Below are 22,063 nucleotides of genomic sequence, written 5' to 3' on the forward strand. Positions count from 1 at the left end.
GGTTCGTCAGGCCTGATGTCAGAGCCTTTCCAGCAGGGATTCGGCAGTGCTGCGCTGGGCTTCGGTGCCCTCTTTCACGACTTCCGCCAGAATTTCACGGGCACCATCGCTGTCACCCATGTCGATGTAGGCGCGCGCCAGGTCAAGCTTGGTTGCGGCTTCATCACTGTCAGACAGGAAGGCGAAATCTTCATCATCGTCCTCCTCGTCAGCATCGAAGGAGTCTTCGTTTGACATAAAGGCCAGGTCATCAAAATCGTCTTCGATAGTGTCATCACCAGCGTTGTCTGCGGTTTCGGGCTCCGCTATCGATCCGGTTTCCGGTTCCGGTTCCGGTTCCGTTTCTGGCTCTGGCTCTGGCTCTGGCTCTGGTTCTGGTTCCGGCTCTGGTTCTGGTTCCGGCTCCGGTTCTGGTTCCGGCTCTGGCTCTGGTTCCGGCTCTGGTTCTGGTTCTGGTTCCGGCTCTGGCTCTGGTGCCGGCGCCACCGAATCCGTGTTGTCAGACGCGACATCATAAATGTCGTAGTCCGAATCGCTATCGGTCACTGTTGCTGTGTCGGCATCGGGCCAGGACAATTCATCATCGTCTTCGTCGATTGCGGTCAAATCATCCGGTTCAGCGGCTTCATCGTCGGCATCACCGATATCTTCTTCCAGATCGAGATCGGTGTCGCCCCAGTCAGGTCCTTCGTCATCGTCATCATCAGCACCCGTGCTGTCGCCGGCTTTCGGTGTCACGGCGGCGGCAGAGTCGGGCGACGCCGTTTCAGCAAACGGGTCATCAGCATCAGGATCCACTTCCAGGGTATCGTCCAGCGCAAACTCGTCGTCAAAAGTGCTATTTTCGTTATACGCCATATCGTCAGACACCGGCTCATCCAGTGTCAGATCACTCGCCTCACCTTCCACCTCATCATCTGCCGACTCTTCGTCAAACGTACCCGAAGGCGTGTAAGTGACGCCATCGTCATCCTGATCTGCTTCGCTGTCAGCTCTGGCTTCGTCCGCCTTCTCGTCCGCTTCGTCGGCGGCAGCCGCCGCAGCCGCGACGCCAGAAAACAGCAGTTCATCGTCGCTGTCGTCGCCCAGCGACATATTGTCATTTTCACGCTGCGCACGCTGTTCATCAGTGAGGCCGGCGCGGTTGCGGCGCATCAGTACCAGTACCAGCAACAACACCAGCACCGCGGCGGCGGCCAGCAAAGCCCACGTATTGCTGATCAGCAAATTGAAAAAGCGTTCTACCGGGCCGGCATCGGGCGCCATGGTGATTGTTGTGGTCTGTTCCTCGTCAGTGCTGACCGCGGGGTCAGTGGCAGCGGATTCAGCCTCGGCCAGCTGTGCCTGCAACTGGGCCAGCTCTAGATCACGCAGACGGATTATTTCCTGGGCAGATGTGATTTGCTGTTGCAACATCGCCAGGCGGGAATCAAGTTCGGTGTTTTCCAGGTCGAGCCGGTCCAGCTCTTCCTCACGCTGCGCCATACTGTCTTCCAGCGCATCAAGCTGTTCATCATTGCGGGCGATGGCCTGTTCGGCAGACTGCGTGCTGGCGGCGGACGCCGACGCATCGGCGGACTCCTGCGTATCATCGTCAGCCGTCACCACGCGCAACTGGCCCTGCTGGGTGCCCGGCGCGGCCGCGCCCGGACCGGCGGTGACCGGCTCACTGGCCACAGCACCCGGTTGCCGGAATTCAACATTCTGCCGGGTCACTTCGGCGATGGCCTCGGCGGCTGCCAGCCGACGGATTTCATTGAGTTCCGGTACCCGCAGCACTTCGCCACGCTTGACCCGGTTGATGTTGTTGCCCAGAAAGGCATCGGGATTAAGACGCTGCAGAGCCAGCATGGTTTGCTGAACACTGACCGAGTCGTCCGGTCGCGCACGCAAGGCCAGTTCCCAGAGGGTATCGCCGGCATTGACCGTCAGTGTGCTGGCATTGGCAAGATCGTCCGGGGCTGCAAGTGGCGCGGGCTGAGCAGATTGATCCTGATCTTCAGCCTCGGCGGGGGCTATGCCGGACGTGCTGCCGGGGTCGTCTGATGCCGTGTCAGTCTGCGCTGCGACAACCGCCGCCGGCTCTGGCTCAGTACCGGTTTCGCCCTGGTCATCAGTGGCAACGTCGGTTGCCGGCTCAGCGTCGGGTGCTGCCGGTTCAAACACCGATTGCACCGGCGCGGCGCTGAGCTGTTGGTCGCTCTGGGCACTGAAGGCGGGTGATTCCAGTCGCAGGGTGTACTCGGTCAGTACCCGCCCCGCTGGCCAGCGTGTATCCAGCACCAGATTCAAAAAAGGCTCTTCGATGATCACCGGGCTGCTGATGCGCAGGATGGGAGCGCCGCCAGCGAATTCGACCGTGATATTGAGATTGTCCAGCACCGCAATGCGCTCGGCATCAAAGCGCTGAAAATCGGCGGCGGAGGCCACCATGGCGGAGATATCGGCGGTGGTCAGACCCTCGCTATCCAGGAGCTGAATGCTGGCCTGGAGCGGTTCGCCGGCAGCAGACTCCAGAGTGATATCACCCAGGCTGAGCGCATGAACCTGCGTGACTGCGGACAGCAGCAACGCAGCGATGATTGGCAACAGCCTTTTAACCATATTATTTTCCTTTAAGCGGCTCTGGGCAGTTTTCCTTTACGCGGCTCTGGGCAATTTTCTTTTACCCGGCTCTGGGCAGTTTTCCTTTACCCGGTTTTGAGGCAGTCATTGCGAGGGCCGGCGCTATCGCTCCGGACCCTCGCAAGTATTCATGATAAGTAGTCTTTTATCAACACCTCGGCGATCTGGATGGAGTTCAGCGCCGCGCCTTTGCGTACGTTGTCACCCACGATCCACATATCAATGCCGTTGGGGTGGGATATGTCCTTGCGGATACGACCCACCAGTACCTCATCCTTGCCGGCGGAGTCACTCACGGCGGTGGGATAACCACCATCCTTGCGCTCATCCATCAGTTTGACACCCGGCGCATTGCTCAGCAGCGCTCGCACGTCTTCCACGCTGATCGGCGTTTTGGTTTCCAGATGCACGGCTTCGGAATGCGAGAAGAACACCGGCACACGCACACAGGTGGCGTTGACCTCAATGCTCTGGTCGAGGATTTTTTTGGTTTCCCAGGACATTTTCATCTCTTCCTTGGTGTAACCGTTTTCCAGGAACACATCGATGTGCGGCAGCGCGTTGAAGGCAATCTGCTTTGGATAGACACTGCATTCCGCCTCTTTGCCATTGAGCAACGCCGCCGTTTGCGCGGCCAGCTCTTCTATCGCTTCTTTGCCGGTGCCTGACACCGCCTGATAGGTCGACACATTGATACGGGTGATGCCCACTTTGTCATGAATCGGCTTCAGTGCCACCAGCATCTGAATGGTGGAGCAGTTCGGGTTGGCGATGATATTGCGTTTGGTGTACTGCGCAATCGCTTCCGGGTTGACCTCGGGCACCACCAGCGGAACATCTTCGTCACGGCGGAAATGCGAGGTATTATCGATGACAATACAACCCGCCTTGCCTGCTTTCTCGGCGTACATTTCGGAAATGTTGCCGCCAGCCGAAAACAGGCCAATCTGCGCCTGCGAAAAATCAAAGTCAGCCAGATTCTGAACCGTGACCGGCTTGCCGCGGAACATCACTGTGCTGCCGGCAGAACGCTCACTGGCCAGCGGGAACAATTCGCCCACCGGGAAATTGCGCTCTTCCAGAATACTGATCAGGGTCTCGCCTACAGCGCCTGTTGCGCCCACTACCGCTACATTATAAGTCTTCATAAAATTCTCCTAGTAAACCCATGGCAGGCCTTTGGTTCCGGCCCTCAATCACGCTGCTGTCACTGAGCTGGCACTCAGGCCGGTGGATTGAAGTACCATGGTGATTTTTCCCGCCACCGGGACTCGAAGCCATTGATGGCATCGGCGTCTTCCAGGGTCAGGCCAATATCGTCCAGACCGTTCAGCAGGCAATGCTTGCGGAACGCGTCCACCTCAAAACTGATGGTGCTGCCATCGGGCCGGGTGATGGTTTGCGCCGGCAGGTCCACAGTCAGTGTGTAACCTTCGGCGGCAGTCACCTCTGTAAACAGCTCATCAACAATTTTCTTATCAAGAACAATGGGAAGAATGCCGTTCTTGAAACAATTGTTGAAGAAAATGTCGGCAAAACTGGGCGCAATCAATACCCGGAAACCGTAGTCGTCCAGCGCCCACGGCGCGTGCTCACGGCTGGACCCACAACCAAAGTTTTCACGCGCCAGCAACACGTTGGCACCTTTATAACGCGGCTGATTAAGCACAAAATCCAGGTTCAGTGGACGTTTGCTGTTATCCGCATCGGGTTCGCCCTTGTCGAGATAACGATGTTCGTCAAACAGATTGACACCAAAACCGCTGCGCTTGATCGATTTCAGGAACTGCTTGGGAATAATAAAGTCAGTATCAACATTGGCACGATCCAGCGGCAACACCACGCCGGTTTGTACATCAAATTTTTTCATAGTCTTGGTCTCAAAATTCTGGAGCTCAAATTCGCTTGCGATCTCTTGGTCTTGCCGCAGCTGTTGCCGCAGCCCGGGGCGCTCAGTGAGCGCGATCGGATTCCAGCAGGATATCGCGCACATCAACAAAGTGGCCATGGATGGCCGCGGCGGCTGCCATCGCCGGACTGACCAGATGGGTACGCCCGCCAAAGCCCTGACGACCTTCGAAGTTACGGTTGGACGTCGACGCACAATGCTTGCCTGCCGGCAACTGGTCGGCGTTCATGGCCAGGCACATGGAGCAGCCCGGTTCGCGCCATTCCAGACCCGCCTCGACAAAGATCTTGTCCAGGCCTTCAGCTTCCGCCTGCTTTTTAACCAGCCCGGAACCGGGCACCACCAGCGCCAGCTCAATCGTACTGGCGACCTTGCGGCCCTTGACGACGGCGGCTGCAGCACGCAGATCTTCAATGCGTGAATTGGTGCAGGAGCCGATAAACACCACATCCAGCTTGATGTCCTTGATGGCGGTGCCGGGCTTCAGACCCATGTATTTCAGCGCCTGACGGATGCTCTCGGCGCGGCCACTGTCAGCCTCCTGATCCGGGTCGGGCACCACACCGGTGACCGGCGCAACCATTTCCGGTGACGTGCCCCAGGTGACCTGGGGAATGATGTCGGCAGCATCCAGCACCACCACGCGGTCGAATTGCGCATCGTTGTCACTGGTCAGTTGCAGCCAGGCTTCAGCGGCTTTGTCGAACATCTCGCCCTTGGGAGCAAACGGACGGCCCCGAATGTAATCCACCGTGGTCTGGTCCGCAGCAATCAGGCCCGCACGGGCACCGGCTTCAATCGCCATGTTGCAGATGGTCATGCGCCCTTCCATGCTCAGTGAACGAATCGCTTCGCCGCCAAACTCGATGGTATAACCGGTACCACCGGCAGTGCCGATGTTACCGATGATGGCCAGCACAATATCCTTGGCGGTGACGCCCGGATTCAACTGACCATCCACCCGTATCAGCATATTCTTCATCTTGCGCTGAATCAGGCACTGGGTCGCCATCACATGCTCTACTTCCGAGGTACCAATACCGTGCGCGAGTGCGCCCAGCGCGCCGTGGGTGGAGGTGTGGGAATCGCCACAGACGATGGTCATGCCCGGCAGTGTGGCGCCCTGCTCTGGCCCCACAACGTGCACAATGCCCTGGCGCTCGTCGTTCATGTCCAGCTCAAGGATGCCAAATTCACGGCAGTTATCATCCAGGGTTCGCACCTGAATGCGTGACACCGGATCCATGATGCCTTCCAGGCCGCGGCTGCGCTCACTCTTGGTGGTCGGAATATTATGATCCGGCGTGGCCAGGTTGGCATCGGCGCGCCATGGCTTACGCCCGGTCAGACGCAGTCCTTCAAAGGCCTGAGGCGAAGTCACTTCGTGAATCAACTGGCGATCTATGTAGATCAGTGCCGTGCCGTCATCACGCTGTTTGACCAGGTGAGAGTCCCAAAGTTTGTCGTACAAGGTTTTTCCAGCCATGAATAGTTCCCGATTTAACCTGTCAAAAAACAACTGTTAATAATTAATCAAAATTCTAACTTAATTACTTAACCCAATGATAAATCTAAATTACCGGCGTTGAGCAGCGTACATCAAAGTTCTGTGCCCGGTGCCGCAGCAGGTGATCCATCAGCACAATGGCCAGCATCGCTTCAGCGATCGGCACCGCGCGAATGCCGACACAGGGGTCGTGACGCCCGGTCGTCACCACTTCCACCGGATTACCTGCGACATCAATCGCACGTCCCGGCAGGCGCAGACTGGATGTCGGTTTCAGTGCAATATGCGCGACGATATCCTGTCCGCTGGAGATACCGCCCAGCACCCCACCGGCGCTGTTGGACAAGAAGCCTTCCGGCGTCATTTCATCACGATGCTCGGTGCCTTTCTGGCTGACCGAATCAAAACCGGCGCCGATCTCTACACCTTTGACGGCATTGATGCTCATCAGTGCGTGTGCGATATCCGCATCCAGCCGGTCAAACACCGGCTCGCCAAGCCCCACAGGTACACTTGACGCCACCACGGATATCCGGGCGCCGATGGAATTACCTTCCTTGTTCAGCGCCGCCATGTAAGCTTCCATCTCCGCTACCTTGCCGGCATCGGGACAGAAAAACGCATTCTGCTCCACCTGATCCCAGTCAAACTGCTCAGCTTTGATCGGGCCCAGCTGGCTAAGATAGGCGCGTACCTGCACACCGAACTGCTGCGCCAGATACTTCTTGGCGATGGCGCCGGCGGCCACCCGCATCGCGGTTTCGCGCGCCGATGAGCGCCCGCCACCACGGTAGTCACGGAATCCATACTTCTGCTGGTAGGTATAATCAGCATGAGCCGGCCTGAATATATCCTTGATATTACTATAATCTTTTGATTTCTGATCGGTGTTTTCGATCATCAGTCCAATCGGCGTACCGGTGGTTTTGCCCTCGAACACACCGGACAGAATTTTCACCGCATCGGCTTCTTTCCGTTGCGTGGTAAACCGCGACTGTCCCGGCTTGCGACGATTCAGATCGCGCTGCAGATCTTCCTCTGACAACGCCAATCCCGGCGGGCATCCGTCAACAATACAACCCAGCGCCAGACCATGACTTTCGCCAAAACTGGTGACCGTGAACAACTTACCTATGCTATTACCGGACATGTGTCGGAGCCCCAGCGCGAGATTACAGAAAATTTCAGCGTGTCGAAAAGGCGCAAATTATACACGAATTCAGCGTTCGGCACGAATCAGCGCATCACGGGCAATGGCCAGGACACCTTCGCCACCGCTGTCAAACTCCAGCCAGGTGACCGGCCACTGTGGATAACGCTGGTCCAGCAGGCTCCAGGTAAACCCCAGCTCCAGTACCAGCACGCCGGCAGGCGTCAGATGTTTGCTGGCCTGTCGCAGTATCTGTAAAGGAATGGCCAGACCATCCTCATCGGACAGCAAACCCAATGCCGGCTCTCGCTGGTATTCCGGTGGCAGCTCTGCCACCTCCTCTGCCGATACATAGGGCGGATTGGAGACGATCAGGTCATAAGCGCCCGACACGTCAGCAAACAAATCCGAGCACACGATTCTGACCCGATCCTGCAGCCCGTGCCGGATGATATTCTGCTGCGCCACGGCCAGTGCATCGGCAGAGATGTCTGCCAGATCGACCCGGGCTTCGGGAAACACCAATGCGGTCGCGATACCAATACAACCACTGCCGGTGCACAGATCCAGCACCCGTGAGGGTGGCGCGCTGAGCAAAGGCTGATACTGCTGCAGAATCAACTCCGCAATTGGCGAGCGCGGCACCAACACACGCTCATCGACGTAAAACGGCAGACCGGCGAACCAGGCCTCGCCCAACACATAGGCCATGGGCAGCCGCTCATCACAGCGTCGCCGGGCCAGCGTTTCGATGCGCTGCCACTCAGCTGTCGTCACCTGCCGCTGCGCCACCGCCTGCTGGCTGCTGTCATCATCACCAAATGGCAAACCCAGCACGGTGAACACCAGATACACCGCTTCATCCCAGGGGTTGTCCGTACCATGGCCATAATACAGCCCGGCGTCTTCAAACATGCTGCAACTTTGCTCAACACAGGCTTGTACATTCATTGTCGGTTTCCTGCTGCATCGCGCGTGCCTGACGGCGATGCTAAAAATCACTTTACGCTTGGGCAGCGATATCGTAGGGTATGTCTCCTTTTTTGACCAAGCCCTTTTAACCAGCCCCCTATAAACTACACAGGACTGAATCGCTGTCATGACCATTGAAACAGCCTACAGTGAAATCATCAGCGCCATCGGCGAGGACCTCTCGCGTCCCGGCCTGCGCGACACCCCATTGCGCGCAGCCAAGGCCATTCAGTTTCTGACCCGCGGTTACCAGCAGGACATTGATGAAGTTATCAACAATGCGCTGTTCCCGTCTGAGTCCGAAGAGATGGTGATCGTCAAAAACATTGAATTATATTCCATGTGCGAGCATCACATGCTGCCTTTTATTGGCAAATGTCATGTCGCCTATCTGCCCAAGGGCAAAGTCATCGGGCTGTCCAAGATTGCCCGCATCGTTGACGTATTTGCCCGTCGCCTGCAGATCCAGGAAAACCTGACCAAGGAAATCGCCGAGGTGATCGTGCAGAAGACCGGTGCCGGCGGCGCAGCCGTGATCATCGAAGCCCAGCACATGTGCATGATGATGCGGGGAGTGGAGAAACAGAACTCGGTGATGACGACCTCGTGCATGCTGGGCGCCTTCCGCAGCAGCCAGAACACACGCAACGAGTTCCTGTCGCTGGTGCAGCAGCGCTAGGGCCGCAGCACCATCTCGATGCGCTGACCACAGGGGCCGGGGCGACAGACTGGGGCCAGCGGCCCCAGGCCCTGGGCCTGCAGGCGATCCGCATCAATACCGGAGGCAGCCACCCGGTCCACTACCGCTTGCGCGCGTTGCCTTGAGCGCGCCTGCAGCTCGCTTAGCGAACCGCTGTCCTGCAGATGCCCGACAATATAAACCTCGAGCAGGGCGTCACGGCCAAGCACATCCACAATCAGATCGATACCGTCGACATTGACCAGCTCATCGCTGTCATTGAAGCTCAGGTCGGTGATAACCACGGCCCGCTCGCGCGCCAGTCGTTGCTCCAGCGCTTGCGGGGTGGTATTCAGGCCTTCGCGTTGCTCAGCCGCCAGCTGCGCCGGCAGTTCCAGGAAGTCGATATGGGCATACATGCGACGGTTGGCCCGTGTCACCACATAGAGAGCCGCGTAACCATTGATCTGTTCCCGCTCCCGCATACTCTGATAGGTGCTGGCCGAATAGAACTGGTTGGCTTCCGGTCCGTACAGAATGCGGTTGTCAAACACATCATTGGCCCAGAAATTACTGCTGCCGCACCCCCTGCCCTGACAGCTGAACAACGCCTGCTGCCCCTGTCTCAACAATTGATCTCGATAGAACCGGAAAACTTCATCGGTGAGGAAACCACCGGGAATTTCATAGGTGATCCGGTACAGGTGCCCCTGAAAACGCTCTGACCGGCTTGGCGCTACCGTACCGGCAGCCCGCTGCATGCGGCCCAGTGGCAGGTTATAGACGGTTGATGGTTGTTCCCGGTAGTCAACAATAGTGGACCCGGGGAAACGCTCAACGCCAGGGTAGTCCGATGACCCGGCGACGTCGGCATGCACCAGCGTCGAGCTCAGGGCCAGCAGCGCAGCCAATAACAACCCGCGCAAACAGTAATCAAACATCTTTTGCCTGCTTGTCGACGACATCGGTGACACCCATCTCGGGACCGGTGTCGGTGTCGGCCTCAGCCCCGGGTTCGGCGGGCGTTGCGGTCTTGATGTCAGCAGTAGTCTGTGTTGTCGAGGCGTCCGACGCTACCGGCTTGCCGGTGAAAGCTTTGGGAGTTTTGCTGGTAGACCTGGTGGCGCGCCGTGCTGCCGATTCCGCCATGACTTTGGCTGCAGATTCGGCAGCGGTTTCGCTGCCTGCTGCCGGTGTCTGTTGTGCTGCCGGCTGCGAAGCAAAATCGGCGGTATCGGCGGTGGTCACATCATCGACTTCGTCTTCATTCGCCAGCGGAAACTGTGCAAACGGAAACGGTTTTTCTTCGCTGTTATAGGTCAGGAATCCGAGAATCTGGGACACATACAGCGTCAGGCTGCTGCCCAGACGGCGCAGATTGACATTGTCATCACCGGTAATCAGGCTGAACAGAATCTGCGCCAGCATCAGTACCAGCAGGATAACACCGGCCACATAGAGCGCCAGCACAAAGCCGGCCATGAACAGCACGCGCAACCACGCTGAAGGTTTCTTTAGATTTTCCACATAGTCGTCAGACATGTCCCGGGCTCCTGTTGTGATCTTTGTCGCCAAACTGACACCAGGTGTTACTTCAAGCTGTCCCTGTCAATTCAGCGTTTTACTTTGGTGTGCCTCGTACTCTACATCCAGCGCGCCTTCACCCAGCATCAGGGCCGAGATAACCTGGCTGACCGGTTTGCCTTCATAAACAATCTGATATAAACCCGACGCCAGAGGCATGTAGATGCCCAACTCGTCGGCCTTTTCCTTGACCAGTTTCAGGGTGTTGACACCTTCTGCGACCTGCCCGATCTCGGCCACGGCCTCCTCCAGCGATTTGCCCTGCCCCAGGGCAAAGCCTACACGAAAATTGCGACTCAGCGAAGACGAACAGGTTACGATCAGATCGCCGACGCCGGACAGGCCCAGGAATGTCATCGGGTCCGCTCCCAGCTCCCGGCCAAAGCGCGCCATTTCGGTCAGGCTGCGGGTAATCAGCATACCGTTGGTGTTTTGTCCCATGCCCATGGCTGAAGCAAGACCCGCAATGATGGCATAGATGTTCTTTAATGAGCCGCCCAGTTCAACGCCGAACATGTCGTCATTGGTGTAGACCCTGAAATACTCACTCTTTAATACGTCACGCACGCGGTCACGGACCATGTCATCGTTACTGGCGATTACCGTGCCGGCGAGGTTGCGCCTGGCAATCTCACTGGCCAGATTGGGTCCGCTGAGCACACCGATACGGGCGCCCGGTGCTTCCTCGCGCATCACCTGGCTCATCAGCAGAAAACTGCCTGCTTCGATGCCTTTGGTCGTGCTCACCAGTATGGTATCGGCAGTCAAAGCGGGCAACATTTTTCGCACCACCGTGCGGAAATAGGCGCTGGGCACAGCGACAAAGACCAGGCGGCTGCCACTGACCGCCTGCTCGATATCAGCGGTGGCATGCACGTTCTCATCCAATTGGTAACCGGGCAGGTAATGCGGGTTTTCGTGGGTCCGGTTGACCTCGTCTACCAGGTCGGGGTTACGCATCCAGAAGTTTACTTTATAACCGTTGGCGGCGACGATATTGGCGATCACTGTGCCAAAACTACCGCCTCCCAATACGCTGACTGTATGCGTGGGCATTTCCTGTCTCCCGCTCGAAAGTCCGTTCAGTGTTCAGAATACCCGATTGAGGCCGTCCAGCGCCGCAATGCGATAGGCTTCTGCCATGGTCGGGTAGTTGAATGTGGTATTGAGGAAATACTTCATGGTGTTGGCGGCGCCTTGCTGCTCCATGATGGCCTGGCCAATGTGGACAATCTCCGAGGCCTGGTCACCGAAACAGTGGATGCCGAGAATTTCCAGGGTCTCGAAATGGAAAATCAGCTTCAGCATGCCCACCTGCTCGCCGGTTATCTGGCCACGCGCGGTGTTGTTGAAGAAGGCCTTGCCCACTTCATACGGAACCTGGGCAGCGGTCAGCTCCTGCTCGGTCTTGCCCAGCGTGCTGATCTCGGGGATGGTATAGATTCCCGAGGCGACACGGTCAATGGCGACAAACTCATCAGGATCCACGATGGCGTTGCAGGCGGCACGGCCCTGATCGTAGGATGCGCTGGCCAGCGAGGGCCAGCCGATAATATCGCCGGCAGCGTAGATGTTCTCCTGCGCCGTCTGATATCGCTCATTGACCTGCACCTGCCCGCGCGCATTGACCTTGATACCCAGCTTGTCCAGCCCCATGCCATCGGAGTTACCGGTTCGACCGTTGGCCCACAGGATGATGTCGCTTTTTATTTTCTTGCCTGAGGCCAGGTGAGTAACAACGTATTTGTCGTTGTACTCAATGGACTCATATTCTTCGTTGTGGCGGCTGCGCACGCCTATATCACGCAAGTGATAACTCAACGCGTCGGATATCTCCCAATCAAGGAAGGACAGCAGCGATTCCGCGGGATTGATCAGTTCCACCTTGCAGCCCAGGCCACCAAATATGGACGCGTATTCACAACCGATGACGCCGGCGCCAATGACAGTGACTTTCTTGGGTGAGTGATCCAGCGTGAGTATCTTGTCGCTGTCAAACAGGCGCGGGTGCGTGAAATCGACACTCTCCGGCCGGTACGGGCGCGAGCCGGTGGCAACAATGAAATGCTCGGCTTTCAGCGTCGGCCCTTTGTTGCCCAGCTTGATGGTATTGGCATCGAGGAAGGTCGCATGTCCGCGTATCACTTCAACATCATTCTTCTCGTAGTAATTGCTGCGCAGATACACCTGCTCGTCAATCACCCGGTCAGCGTGACACATGATTTCCTGAAAACTGGGTTTGTGCAGTGTTGCGAACTCGCGCAGCAAAGGGTTGGAGCGAAACTGCATGATCTGTTTGACGTAGTGGCGCAGTGCTTTCGACGGGATCGTGCCCAGGTGCGTGCAGTTACCTCCTACCTTATCGCGGTCGGAAATCAACGCCACGCGCCTGCCGTGCTTTGCTGCGTTGATCGCCGCGGATTCGCCAGCCGGACCGCTGCCGACCACAATAATATCGTAGGAATTCTTTGCCATTGTCCAGACTGCTCCTGTTGTTACTACTTCGACACTTCCTCGCACTTGGCCGGGCTTCCGCCACACAGCTCACAAGTGCCTTCAACACCGGCATTGTTCAGGCCGCCGCAGGAACCCTTGATGGGCTCGCGACCGAGCAGCACACCCACTGCCATACCTCCGACGACCATCAGCATAATTACAAAACTTGCGATCAAGGTTGTCATGTCCATCCCTCCAGATTGTTGTCAGGTCACACGTCGTCGTCCGACAGATAGTTTGCAAAGCGTGCTGTATAACGACTGTCGAATCCCTCGTCATCACGGCGTTTGGTAATAAAATAGGCCGCCAGGTCCAGGCGCTGTGCCAGCTCGTGAGCACGCTCAGCCCCCATCACCATGAAGGCGGTGGCCAGCGCATCCGCCATGATGGCGGTATCCGTAATCACGTATACCGCCGCCAGGTCGTGGCTGACCGGGCGACCGGTGAACGGATCAATCTCATGCGAGAATCTTACACCATCCTGTTCAAAAAAATTGCGATAATCTCCTGATCCGGCGATGGCAACCGATTGTCCGTCAATCACAATGATGTCATGCACCTCCGGTGCACCCTGCCCCGGCTTCTCAATCGCCGGCACCCAACTGCTACCGTCCGGCTTGATGCCGCGGATGCGCAATTCGCCACCGATCTCGATAAAATAACTTTCCTGGCCCACGGAATCCAGATAATCAGCGATGACATCTGCACCATAACCTTTGGCGATCCCGCTGAGATCAACGCGCACATCGCGCAGCTTGCGCAATTGCGGCGGCTGCTGACTCACCTCCAGATAACGATAACCGGTCTGTTCGCGCAATTGCGCGATTTCGACATCGGTTGGAATGCGCGGCGAGCCCGCCATCTCCTGCACCGGACCGAAGCCCCAACGATCAACCAACGGGCCCACGGTGACATCAAAATAGCCTCCGGTCAGCTCGCTGACCACCTGCGCCTGCGCCATGACATCGGCAAGCTCAGGGGAAACATCCATCCATTGACCGACCCCGAAACGATTGAAACGGGACAGCTCCGAATCCGGAGCATACGTCGACATCAATTCACGATCAATGCGATACAGACGCTGTTCAATGCCCTCGGCCAGCTCACTGTCCGAGACAGCCTCCGGAAACCCGGCAACCAGGACACTGTAACGGGTGCCCATGGTGTTGCCGTCAAGTTGATAAACCTCAGCCGGGCTTTCCGGACCCAGCCACAGCCAGGCCAGGAACAGACCCATAAATGCCAGGGTAAAACTGAAACGACGAAGGTACTTCAGATGGTACTTCAAGCACACTCTCCGACCACAGCCTGTTAACCAAAAAAGAGGGGAGCAGGACTGTCAGCACAGCACCCTTGCTCCCCCGGTTTACGTCCTGGATCCAATAAGTGCCACCCGGGTGGCACAGCATGAATCAGGAGAACTCATCCAGTGCGATATTTTCGTCTTCCACGCCCAGATCTTTCAGCATCTTGATACAGGATGCGTTCATGATGGGCGGTCCACACATGTAGTACTCACAGTCTTCCGGCGCCTCATGATCCTTCAGATAGTGATCTTTCACCACGTTGTGAATAAACCCGGTGTAACCGGTCCAGTTATCTTCCGGCTGCGGCTCTGACAACGCGACATGCCAGACAAAATTATCGTGTTCTTCGGCAAGCTTGTCGAAATCCTCCACGTAGAACATTTCTTTCTTGCTGCGTGCACCGTACCAGAACGATATCTTGCGCTTGCTGTTGAGACGGCAAAGCTGATCAAAGATATGTGAACGCATTGGTGCCATACCCGCACCACCACCGATAAAGACCATTTCGTTATCGGTCTCTTTAGCGAAGAACTCACCGTAGGGACCAAACACCTTGATCTTGTCACCCGGCTTCATGTTGAAAATATAGGACGACATGATGCCCGGCGGGTAGTTGGTGCGCGGTGGCGGTGTTGCCACGCGGATGTTGAACTTGATGATGCCGAACTCTTCCGGATAGTTGGCCATGGAATATGCACGGATGGTGGTTTCATCGCACTTTGAGGTCAGGTTAAACAGACCAAATTTTTCCCAGTCATCGCGGAAGCGCTCTTCAATTTCAAAATCCTTGAATTGCACTTCATGCGGTGGGATCTCCAACTGCACATAACCACCGGCGCGAAAGTCGACGACCTCGCCTTCCGGGATCTTCAGCACCAGCTCTTTGATAAAGGTCGCCACGTTGTGGTTGGAGATAACCTCGCATTCCCACTGCTTGACGCCAAAGAACTCAGGATCTACCTCAATCTTCATGTCCTGCTTGACGGCTACCTGGCAAGACAGGCGCCAGTTTTCCTTGGCTTCACCCATGGTAAAATGACCGGCTTCCGTTGGCAGCATGGAGCCGCCTCCGTCAAGCACCTGGCATTTGCACTGCGCACAGGTACCACCGCCGCCGCATGCTGAAGACAGATAAATACCGGCATCGGCCAGCGTGTTGAGCAACTTGCCACCGGCAGGCACGGTGATGGACTTGTCCGGATCACCGTTAATTTCGATTTTTACATCACCGGAGCTGACCAGCTTGGCCCGGGCAGCAAGAATCAACATCACCAGCAACATTACCACGACGGTAAACATCAATGCGCCAGCTACAATCGTTGTGATATCCATTATTTCTGAAACCTTTTCACTTCAACGTGGGTTACAAAATTATTTAAAGCGACAGACCACTGAAGGACATAAAGCCCAGTGACATCAAGCCAGTGCTGACAAACGTGATACCCAGACCACGAAGACCTGCCGGCACATCACTATATTTCATTTTTTCGCGAATACCGGCCAACAGCACAATCGCCAGCGCCCAGCCGAACCCGGCGCCAATACCGTACACAACACTTTCCGGGAAAGTGTAACTACGCTCAACCATGAACAGAGAGGCACCCAGAATGGCACAGTTCACAGTGATCAATGGCAGGAACACGCCCAGCGCGTTGTAAAGCGCCGGCACAAACTTGTCCAGGAACATTTCCAGAATCTGCACCATGGCTGCAATTACGCCGATGTAACACAGAAAGCCAAGGAAACTCAGATCCACATCAGGCAGACCGGCCCAGGCCAGCGCGCCATCTTTGAGCAGGTAATGGAAAATCAGGTTATTGACCGGCACAGTAATGGTCTGCACAACCACAACAGCAATACCCAGGCCAATCGCAGTCTCCACTTTCTTGGACACCGCCAGGAACGTACACATGCCCAGGAACAGCATGAGCGCCATGTTTTCCACAAACACGGCGGTGACAAAAAGACTCAGATAATGTTCCATCAGTGCGCCCCCTTCTGTGCCGTATGCGGCGCCATGACAAACTCATCTTTCTCGACTTGCTCAGCGTATTTGTTACGCAGAATCCAGATAAAGAAACCGATGATGAAAAACGCACTGGGCGCCAGCAGCATCAGGCCATTGGGCTGATACCAGCCACCATTGGCCACCGTTGGCAACACCGTGAAGCCGAGCAGCGAACCCGAACCAAACAGTTCACGCAGCGTACCCACCACAATCAACACCACGCTGTAACCCAGACCGTTGCCGACGCCGTCTATAAAGCTGGGTATCGGAGGATTTTTCATGGCAAAGGCTTCGGCCCGACCCATGACAATACAGTTGGTGATGATCAGACCCACAAACACACTGAGCTGCTTGCTGATTTCGTAGGCAAATGCCTTCAGGAACTGGTCCACCAGGATCACCAGCGAGGCAATAATGGTCATCTGGATGATGATACGGATGCTGCTGGGCATCTGATTACGAATCATCGAGATAAACAGGTTGGAGAACGCGGTCACTGTGGTCAATGCAATACACATCACCAGGGTGACGGACAGGCTGGTCGTCACCGCCAGCGCCGAACACACGCCCAGAATCTGTAATGCGATCGGGTTATCCGCGAATATCGGCTTGATCAGAATTGTTTTGTTCATAGACATTGTTTAACCCTCTTCAGCTCCGCACTTCATTTCGCAGGAAAGGCGCAAAACCGCGCTCCCCGAGCCAGAATTCGATCATGTTCTCAACGCCGCGGCTGGTCAGCGTTGCACCTGACAAAGCGTCAACCTGGTGCTCACCCTGACCACCACCTTTTACGACACGGAATGCCACTTCATTGTCTTCGTTGTAGATCTCTTTGTCCGGCCATTGTGCCTGCCAGCGCGGATTGCTGATCTCGCCGCCCAGTCCCGGTGTTTCCTGATGATCATAGAAACCGATACCGCGCACGGTGTTGCCATCACTTTCCAGTGCCAGATAGCCGTACATGATTCCCCACAACCCATAACCACTGACCGGAATGACCACACTCTGGTACTCGCCCTGGTCATTCTGAATCACGTAAACCGTGGCGTAATCGGCTCGGCGGCGGATGGATGCAACATCTTCACTGCCACTGAGCGCTTCGGATATGGCCGGGTCGTTCTTTGCTGTCTGCTGATCGTAGGTCTGGGGATTCAGCCCCAGCTCCTGCATCTCTTCCTCGGTCAGATAGCGCCCTTCATCCAGATCCACCATACGCGGCGTGAACTCTTCGAACATGCCAGCCACATCGGCATTGGTATGCACGTTGGGATCAAACACACCCGCAGCGATCAGGATGTTCTTGTTGCGATCCAGTATCTCGTTGGCGGTCTGCATGGGCTTGAGGATAACGGCCGCGCTTGATATGACAATCGAGCACACCACACACAGGCCAAGTGCCACCTTCAGGGTATTCTTTACGGAGTTCACATTAGACGACATTGCGGGCAATCCTCCGTTTGATATTGGCCTTCACGACAAAATAGTCGATCAGCGGGGCTGACAGGTTGGCGAACAGAATGGCGAGCATCATACCTTCTGGATACGCTGGGTTCAGCACTCGGATCATCACCACCATGAAACCGATCAGCAGACCGTACACCCATTTGCCGGTATTGGTCATGGAAGCGGACACCGGGTCGGTTGCCATAAACACCATGCCAAAGGCAAACCCGCCCAGCACCAGATGCCAGTACCAGGGCGTGGCAAACGCCGGATTGCTATCAGAACCAATCAGGTTGAGCAGGGTCGAGAAAATCACCATACCCAGGAAGGTGCCGAGTATGATGCGCCAGGATGCAATCCGGGTGATCAGCAGCACCGCGGCGCCGATCAGAATCGCCAGCGTTGACACCTCGCCGATGGAGCCTTGCATACGTCCGATGAATGCGTCCATCCAGGTCAGCTGTTCACCGGTTGCCGCCATCAGTGCCGGCAGGCCGTCGGTCGCGATCTGGCTCAGCGCCGTGGCACCTGAGAAACCGTCTACTGCGGTCCACACCGAATCACCCGAGATCTGCGGCGCATAGGCAAAGAACAGGAAGGCACGGCCGGTCAGTGCCGGGTTGAGGAAGTTCTTGCCGGTACCGCCGAACACTTCCTTGCCCACAATAACACCGAAGGAGATACCCAGGGCCGCCTGCCACAATGGCAGTGACGCCGGCACAATCAGTGAGAACAGGATGGAGGTGACAAAAAAACCTTCGTTTATTTCGTGGCCACGCTTGACGGCGAACAGCACTTCCCAGAAACCACCAACGATAAAGACCGTGGCGTAGATAGGAATGTAATGCACGGCGCCGTACCAGAAGTTATCCCAGATACTGTTCGGGTCATTGCCCGCCAGCAGGCCCAGAATCGCCCCGCGCCAGCCATCAAGCCCTTCCAGGCCCATGTTGATTATGGCCATATTGGCCTGATAACCGACATTGTACATACCGTAGAACATGGCCGGAAAAGCACACAGCCAGACCGTGATCATGATACGTTTCAGGTCGATACCATCACGCACGTGAGAACCGGCCACTGTGACCTTGCTCGGACTGTAAAAAATGGTATCCACCGCTTCATACAGTGCATACATTTTTTCGTACTTGCCGCCCTTTTCGAACTGCGGCGCTAAATCATCGAGTATTTTGCGCAGACCCATGTGTCAGATTTCCATTAAGTCTCTTTTTCGATTCGCGTGAGATTGCCACGCAGAATCGGACCGTATTCGTATTTACCCGGGCACACATAGGTGCACAGACCCAGATCATCTTCGTCCAGTTCGAGAGCACCCAGACTCATGGCGGTTTCAATATCGCCAACAATCAGGGAGCGCAGCAACTGGGTAGGCAGGATATCCAGCGGCATGACTGTCTCGTAAGTGCCAACTGGCACCATGGCGCGCTCGCTGCCATTGGTGGTAGTGGTCATGTCAAGCTTCTTGCCCCTGAACAGGCTGCTCAGGTAAATACCCATATTCGAATGCCGGTTGGCACCCGGCGACAGGTAGCCGAACATTGGCCGCTGCCGACCTTCAAGCAGCACGACCACCTGCTGGTGGTGTCGCCCTAAAAAATCTTCCGGTGCCGCTGCCTTGCGGCCCGCCAGCACAGAGCCACTGACAACTCGGTTCTCGCCGTCTTTCAGCTCACCTTCTGTCAGTTCGGTGAGACTGGCACCCAGTCGCGTGCGCAGCAGGCGCGGCTGTTTGACCTGAGGACCGGCCAGCGCAAAAAAGCGCTCTGTCCACAGTTTGCCGGTGGCGAACAGTTTCCCGCTCGCGATCACGTCCTGGAATCCCATGGTCCAGACCCACTTGTTAAGACTGACCGGATCCAGAAAGTGGATGTGAGTACCACTCAAACCTGAAGGATGGGGTCCGGAAAAGGCTTCAATGACAACGTTATCGGCAAAGGCTTCGTTTGCCAGACCCTCAAAGCTGCCATCCCGGTGACACAGGTACACCTTGCCTTCGGTCAAACGGGCCAGCACATTCACCCCACGGACAAAATCCTGCGAATATTCGCGGGCGACCACTTCAGGGTCCAGCGCCAGCGGGCTGCTGTCCATCAGGTTGATGAAAATGGAGTCGGGCTTGGTCTGCGGATCGGGCACCTTGCTGAACGGGCGGGTACGCAGCGCCGTCCACAGCCCGGATGCCACCAGATTTTCCACCACCTTGTCGCGCGCCAGCGACGCGATCTCGGCGTCCGGGTAGCTGGCGAAGGTGACGGCATCGTCATCGGCGTCGTCCAGCTCAATGACCAGCGACAGGAATACCCGTCGCTCACCCCGGTTGATCGCTTTCACAACACCGGTACCGGGCGCGGTATAAACCACGCCTGGTGTCTTCTTGTCAGTGAAAATGGTTTGTCCCAGTTTGACCCTGTCGCCTTCCTTGACGTCCATCGTAGGCTTCATGCCTATGTAGTCTTGTCCCAGGACCGCCACCGTACGAACCGGTCCGGCGTCATGAATCGCCTGCTCCGGAGCGCCATTGATAGGTAAGTCCAACCCGCGCTTAATTCTGATCATTCATCAGGCCTAGTAATAATTTTCAGGATTAACAGTTGTTTGTCATGCATGTGCATCGCAACGCTTGCTGCGCCGCTGTTTTTGAGAGATATCTCTACCGATAAAGAGTGATTGGCGATGGCCGCCAACGATCGGCACAGGTATCGGCAGGTGCCGTCAAAACGCGCCCAAATTATAGACGCAAGCACGCTGATTTGCCAGCATTTTTTATTGCTGGAAAATCAACCGGCACCCGATTATCCGAGCGCCGGTTGCTCCGGATCACGCCTCGCGCGGATAGATCCGGTAGCTGACGCCGGCCATTTTGTAGACCATGCGCACTACCTGGTTGCAGTAGCCGAATTCATTGTCATACCACAAGTACAACACACAGCGGTTGCCATCAACAATGGTGGCAGTCGAATCCACAATAGCCGCCTCGCGCGAGCCGACAAAGTCGCTGGACACAGCGTCAGGGTCCTGGGTATAGCTGATCTGATCCTGCAGCGGCGAGTGCAGCGCCAATACACGCAGGAACTCGTTGATTTCCACTTTACTGGTCTCAGTGCCCAGGTTGAGCATCAGGATGGCCATCGACACATTGGGGATGGGGACCCGGACCGCGTTTCCGGTGAGCTTGCCGGCCAGCTCGGGCACAGCCTTGACCACAGCCTTGGCAGCACCGGTTTCGGTCAACACCATATTCAGCGCAGCACTGCGGCCGCGGCGGTTACCGGTGTGGTAGTTGTCGATCAGGTTCTGGTCATTGGTGTAAGCGTGTACGGTTTCCACGTGGCCACTGACCACGCCAAACTTGTCATTGAGCACCTTCAGGACCGGCGCGATCGCATTGGTCGTGCACGAGGCTGCCGTGATGATGGTGTCGTCCGGGCTGATCTGGTCATGGTTGATGCCGTAGACGATATTCTTCAGGTTGCCCTTGCCCGGCGCGGTCAGCATCACCTTGCTGACACCTTTGGACTTCAGGTGCAAAGACAGACCTGCCTCATCACGCCACTTGCCGGTATTGTCAATAACCAGTGCATCACTGATACCGTACTGCGTGTAGTCAATGTCATCAGGGCCGTTGGCGTAAATAATGTGAATGACATTACCGTTGGCAATCAGGCAGTTATTGTCCTCGTCAATACGAACGGTACCCTGGAAGGCCCCGTGTACCGAGTCGGTTGTAAACAGGCTGGCACGCTTGATCAGATCGCCTTCCTGGCCCGGGCGCACGACCACGGCGCGCAGACGCATGACCTCGCCGGTGCTGGTGCGCTCGATCAGCAGGCGGGCAATCAGACGCCCTATGCGGCCAAAACCGTACAGCACAATATCCTGCGACTTTTCACTGGGCGGTGTTTTCACGCCGACCAGATACTTCAGCTCGTCAGCGACGTATGCATCCACATCAGGCGCCTTGCCACTTTGCTGCAGCTCCATGTATTTGACGGTGAGCTTGCCCAGGTCGAGCTGGCAATGCCACAGATCGAGCTTGGCCAGCGCCATCAGCACGGGGTGACTTTCAAACTCGGACATCTCGTTGCGGCCAACCTGCCGCACGAACCGATGAGACTTCATGATACTGGTCACAGATTTGTTATGCAGCGCGCGGCCGTATATGAATACGCCGACGTTGCGCTCGCTGTACAATCGCCCCACCACAGGAATCATTTCCTGGGCGAGCGCCTCTCTCTGCTTCCAATCACTGAAATAATCGTCCGGGCTGGGTCGTGTCACGTGGGGTACCTGTCTGCTCGTCGAGTGAATTAAAGAACGCGTGTCACGCCGCTGAATTTACTCAGTGACGACACCGGCTCT

General features: G+C 56.4%; 20 protein-coding genes. 1 reads left to right on the plus strand and 19 read right to left on the minus strand.

The annotated features are described in order from the left end of the window. Window positions 1-18: 18 nt before the first annotated feature. The 6 genes from ENH71_RS08280 to prmB form a co-directional block, all read right to left on the minus strand. The gene (locus ENH71_RS08280) at window positions 19-2,604 is read right to left on the minus strand and encodes a FimV/HubP family polar landmark protein (protein WP_294132380.1); all 2,586 of its coding nucleotides are present in this window, start codon (window positions 2,602-2,604) and stop codon (window positions 19-21) included. A 149-nt stretch (window positions 2,605-2,753) separates the two neighbouring features. Beyond that, window positions 2,754-3,773: an aspartate-semialdehyde dehydrogenase gene (locus ENH71_RS08285; RefSeq protein ID WP_294132382.1), complete on the minus strand. Its 1,020-nt coding sequence runs from the start codon at window positions 3,771-3,773 to the stop codon at window positions 2,754-2,756. A 74-nt stretch (window positions 3,774-3,847) separates the two neighbouring features. Then, a complete protein-coding gene (gene leuD, locus ENH71_RS08290; protein WP_294132383.1) occupies window positions 3,848-4,495 on the minus strand; it encodes a 3-isopropylmalate dehydratase small subunit in 648 nt (215 codons plus the stop codon). A gap of 82 nt (window positions 4,496-4,577) precedes the next feature. Continuing rightward, entirely contained in the window at window positions 4,578-6,020 is a 1,443-nt protein-coding gene (gene leuC / locus ENH71_RS08295) for a 3-isopropylmalate dehydratase large subunit (RefSeq protein ID WP_294132385.1), read from the minus strand. An 85-nt stretch (window positions 6,021-6,105) separates the two neighbouring features. Continuing rightward, window positions 6,106-7,191 (minus strand): chorismate synthase, encoded by a 1,086-nt coding sequence (aroC, locus tag ENH71_RS08300; RefSeq protein WP_294132390.1) that lies wholly within the window; start codon window positions 7,189-7,191, stop codon window positions 6,106-6,108. 69 nt (window positions 7,192-7,260) lie between these two features. Beyond that, complete coding sequence (prmB, locus tag ENH71_RS08305; protein WP_294132393.1) at window positions 7,261-8,142, minus strand: 50S ribosomal protein L3 N(5)-glutamine methyltransferase; 882 nt, start codon at window positions 8,140-8,142, stop codon at window positions 7,261-7,263. A gap of 148 nt (window positions 8,143-8,290) precedes the next feature. Here prmB and folE point away from each other — a divergent pair, with 148 nt between their 5' ends. Next, window positions 8,291-8,842, plus strand: coding sequence for a GTP cyclohydrolase I FolE (folE, locus tag ENH71_RS08310; RefSeq protein ID WP_317622371.1), 552 nt, complete (start codon window positions 8,291-8,293; stop codon window positions 8,840-8,842). Here folE and ENH71_RS08315 read toward each other — a convergent pair. From ENH71_RS08315 to ENH71_RS08375, 13 genes are all read right to left on the minus strand, one after another. Next, window positions 8,839-9,783, minus strand: a complete 945-nt coding sequence (locus ENH71_RS08315; RefSeq protein ID WP_294132395.1) for a DUF4892 domain-containing protein — start codon at window positions 9,781-9,783, stop codon at window positions 8,839-8,841. The genes folE and ENH71_RS08315 overlap by 4 nt on opposite strands. Beyond that, window positions 9,776-10,384 carry a DUF4389 domain-containing protein gene (locus ENH71_RS08320; protein WP_294132398.1) on the minus strand — a complete coding sequence of 203 codons (609 nt, stop codon included), beginning with the start codon at window positions 10,382-10,384 and terminating at the stop codon, window positions 9,776-9,778. Before ENH71_RS08320 ends, ENH71_RS08315 begins: the two co-directional genes overlap by 8 nt. A 66-nt stretch (window positions 10,385-10,450) precedes the next feature. Beyond that, entirely contained in the window at window positions 10,451-11,482 is a 1,032-nt protein-coding gene (locus tag ENH71_RS08325; RefSeq protein WP_294132401.1) for an NAD(P)H-dependent glycerol-3-phosphate dehydrogenase, read from the minus strand. Between the two features lie 33 nt (window positions 11,483-11,515). Next, the gene (gene sthA, locus ENH71_RS08330) at window positions 11,516-12,901 is read right to left on the minus strand and encodes a Si-specific NAD(P)(+) transhydrogenase (RefSeq protein ID WP_294137667.1); all 1,386 of its coding nucleotides are present in this window, start codon (window positions 12,899-12,901) and stop codon (window positions 11,516-11,518) included. A gap of 23 nt (window positions 12,902-12,924) precedes the next feature. Next, window positions 12,925-13,107: a (Na+)-NQR maturation NqrM gene (gene nqrM / locus ENH71_RS08335; protein WP_294134691.1), complete on the minus strand. Its 183-nt coding sequence runs from the start codon at window positions 13,105-13,107 to the stop codon at window positions 12,925-12,927. A gap of 26 nt (window positions 13,108-13,133) precedes the next feature. Next, window positions 13,134-14,210: an FAD:protein FMN transferase gene (locus ENH71_RS08340; RefSeq protein ID WP_294134689.1), complete on the minus strand. Its 1,077-nt coding sequence runs from the start codon at window positions 14,208-14,210 to the stop codon at window positions 13,134-13,136. A gap of 124 nt (window positions 14,211-14,334) precedes the next feature. Then, window positions 14,335-15,561, minus strand: a complete 1,227-nt coding sequence (gene nqrF / locus ENH71_RS08345) for an NADH:ubiquinone reductase (Na(+)-transporting) subunit F (protein ID WP_294134687.1) — start codon at window positions 15,559-15,561, stop codon at window positions 14,335-14,337. Window positions 15,562-15,604: 43 nt separating this feature from the next. Beyond that, entirely contained in the window at window positions 15,605-16,213 is a 609-nt protein-coding gene (nqrE, locus tag ENH71_RS08350; protein WP_294134686.1) for an NADH:ubiquinone reductase (Na(+)-transporting) subunit E, read from the minus strand. Continuing rightward, entirely contained in the window at window positions 16,213-16,875 is a 663-nt protein-coding gene (locus ENH71_RS08355; RefSeq protein WP_294134684.1) for an NADH:ubiquinone reductase (Na(+)-transporting) subunit D, read from the minus strand. The genes nqrE and ENH71_RS08355 overlap by 1 nt, the downstream gene beginning before the upstream one ends. 13 nt (window positions 16,876-16,888) lie before the next feature. Beyond that, window positions 16,889-17,680, minus strand: coding sequence for a Na(+)-translocating NADH-quinone reductase subunit C (locus tag ENH71_RS08360; protein WP_294134682.1), 792 nt, complete (start codon window positions 17,678-17,680; stop codon window positions 16,889-16,891). Beyond that, a complete protein-coding gene (locus tag ENH71_RS08365) occupies window positions 17,670-18,887 on the minus strand; it encodes an NADH:ubiquinone reductase (Na(+)-transporting) subunit B (RefSeq protein ID WP_294134681.1) in 1,218 nt (405 codons plus the stop codon). Before ENH71_RS08365 ends, ENH71_RS08360 begins: the two co-directional genes overlap by 11 nt. A 14-nt stretch (window positions 18,888-18,901) precedes the next feature. Next, window positions 18,902-20,260 (minus strand): Na(+)-translocating NADH-quinone reductase subunit A, encoded by a 1,359-nt coding sequence (locus ENH71_RS08370; protein WP_294134679.1) that lies wholly within the window; start codon window positions 20,258-20,260, stop codon window positions 18,902-18,904. Between the two features lie 261 nt (window positions 20,261-20,521). After that, window positions 20,522-21,982, minus strand: a complete 1,461-nt coding sequence (locus ENH71_RS08375; protein ID WP_294134677.1) for a glyceraldehyde-3-phosphate dehydrogenase — start codon at window positions 21,980-21,982, stop codon at window positions 20,522-20,524. Window positions 21,983-22,063: the final 81 nt, after the last annotated feature.

This window comes from Pseudohongiella sp., assembly GCF_011050365.1.
In the GTDB taxonomy this organism is placed as follows: domain Bacteria; phylum Pseudomonadota; class Gammaproteobacteria; order Pseudomonadales; family Pseudohongiellaceae; genus Pseudohongiella.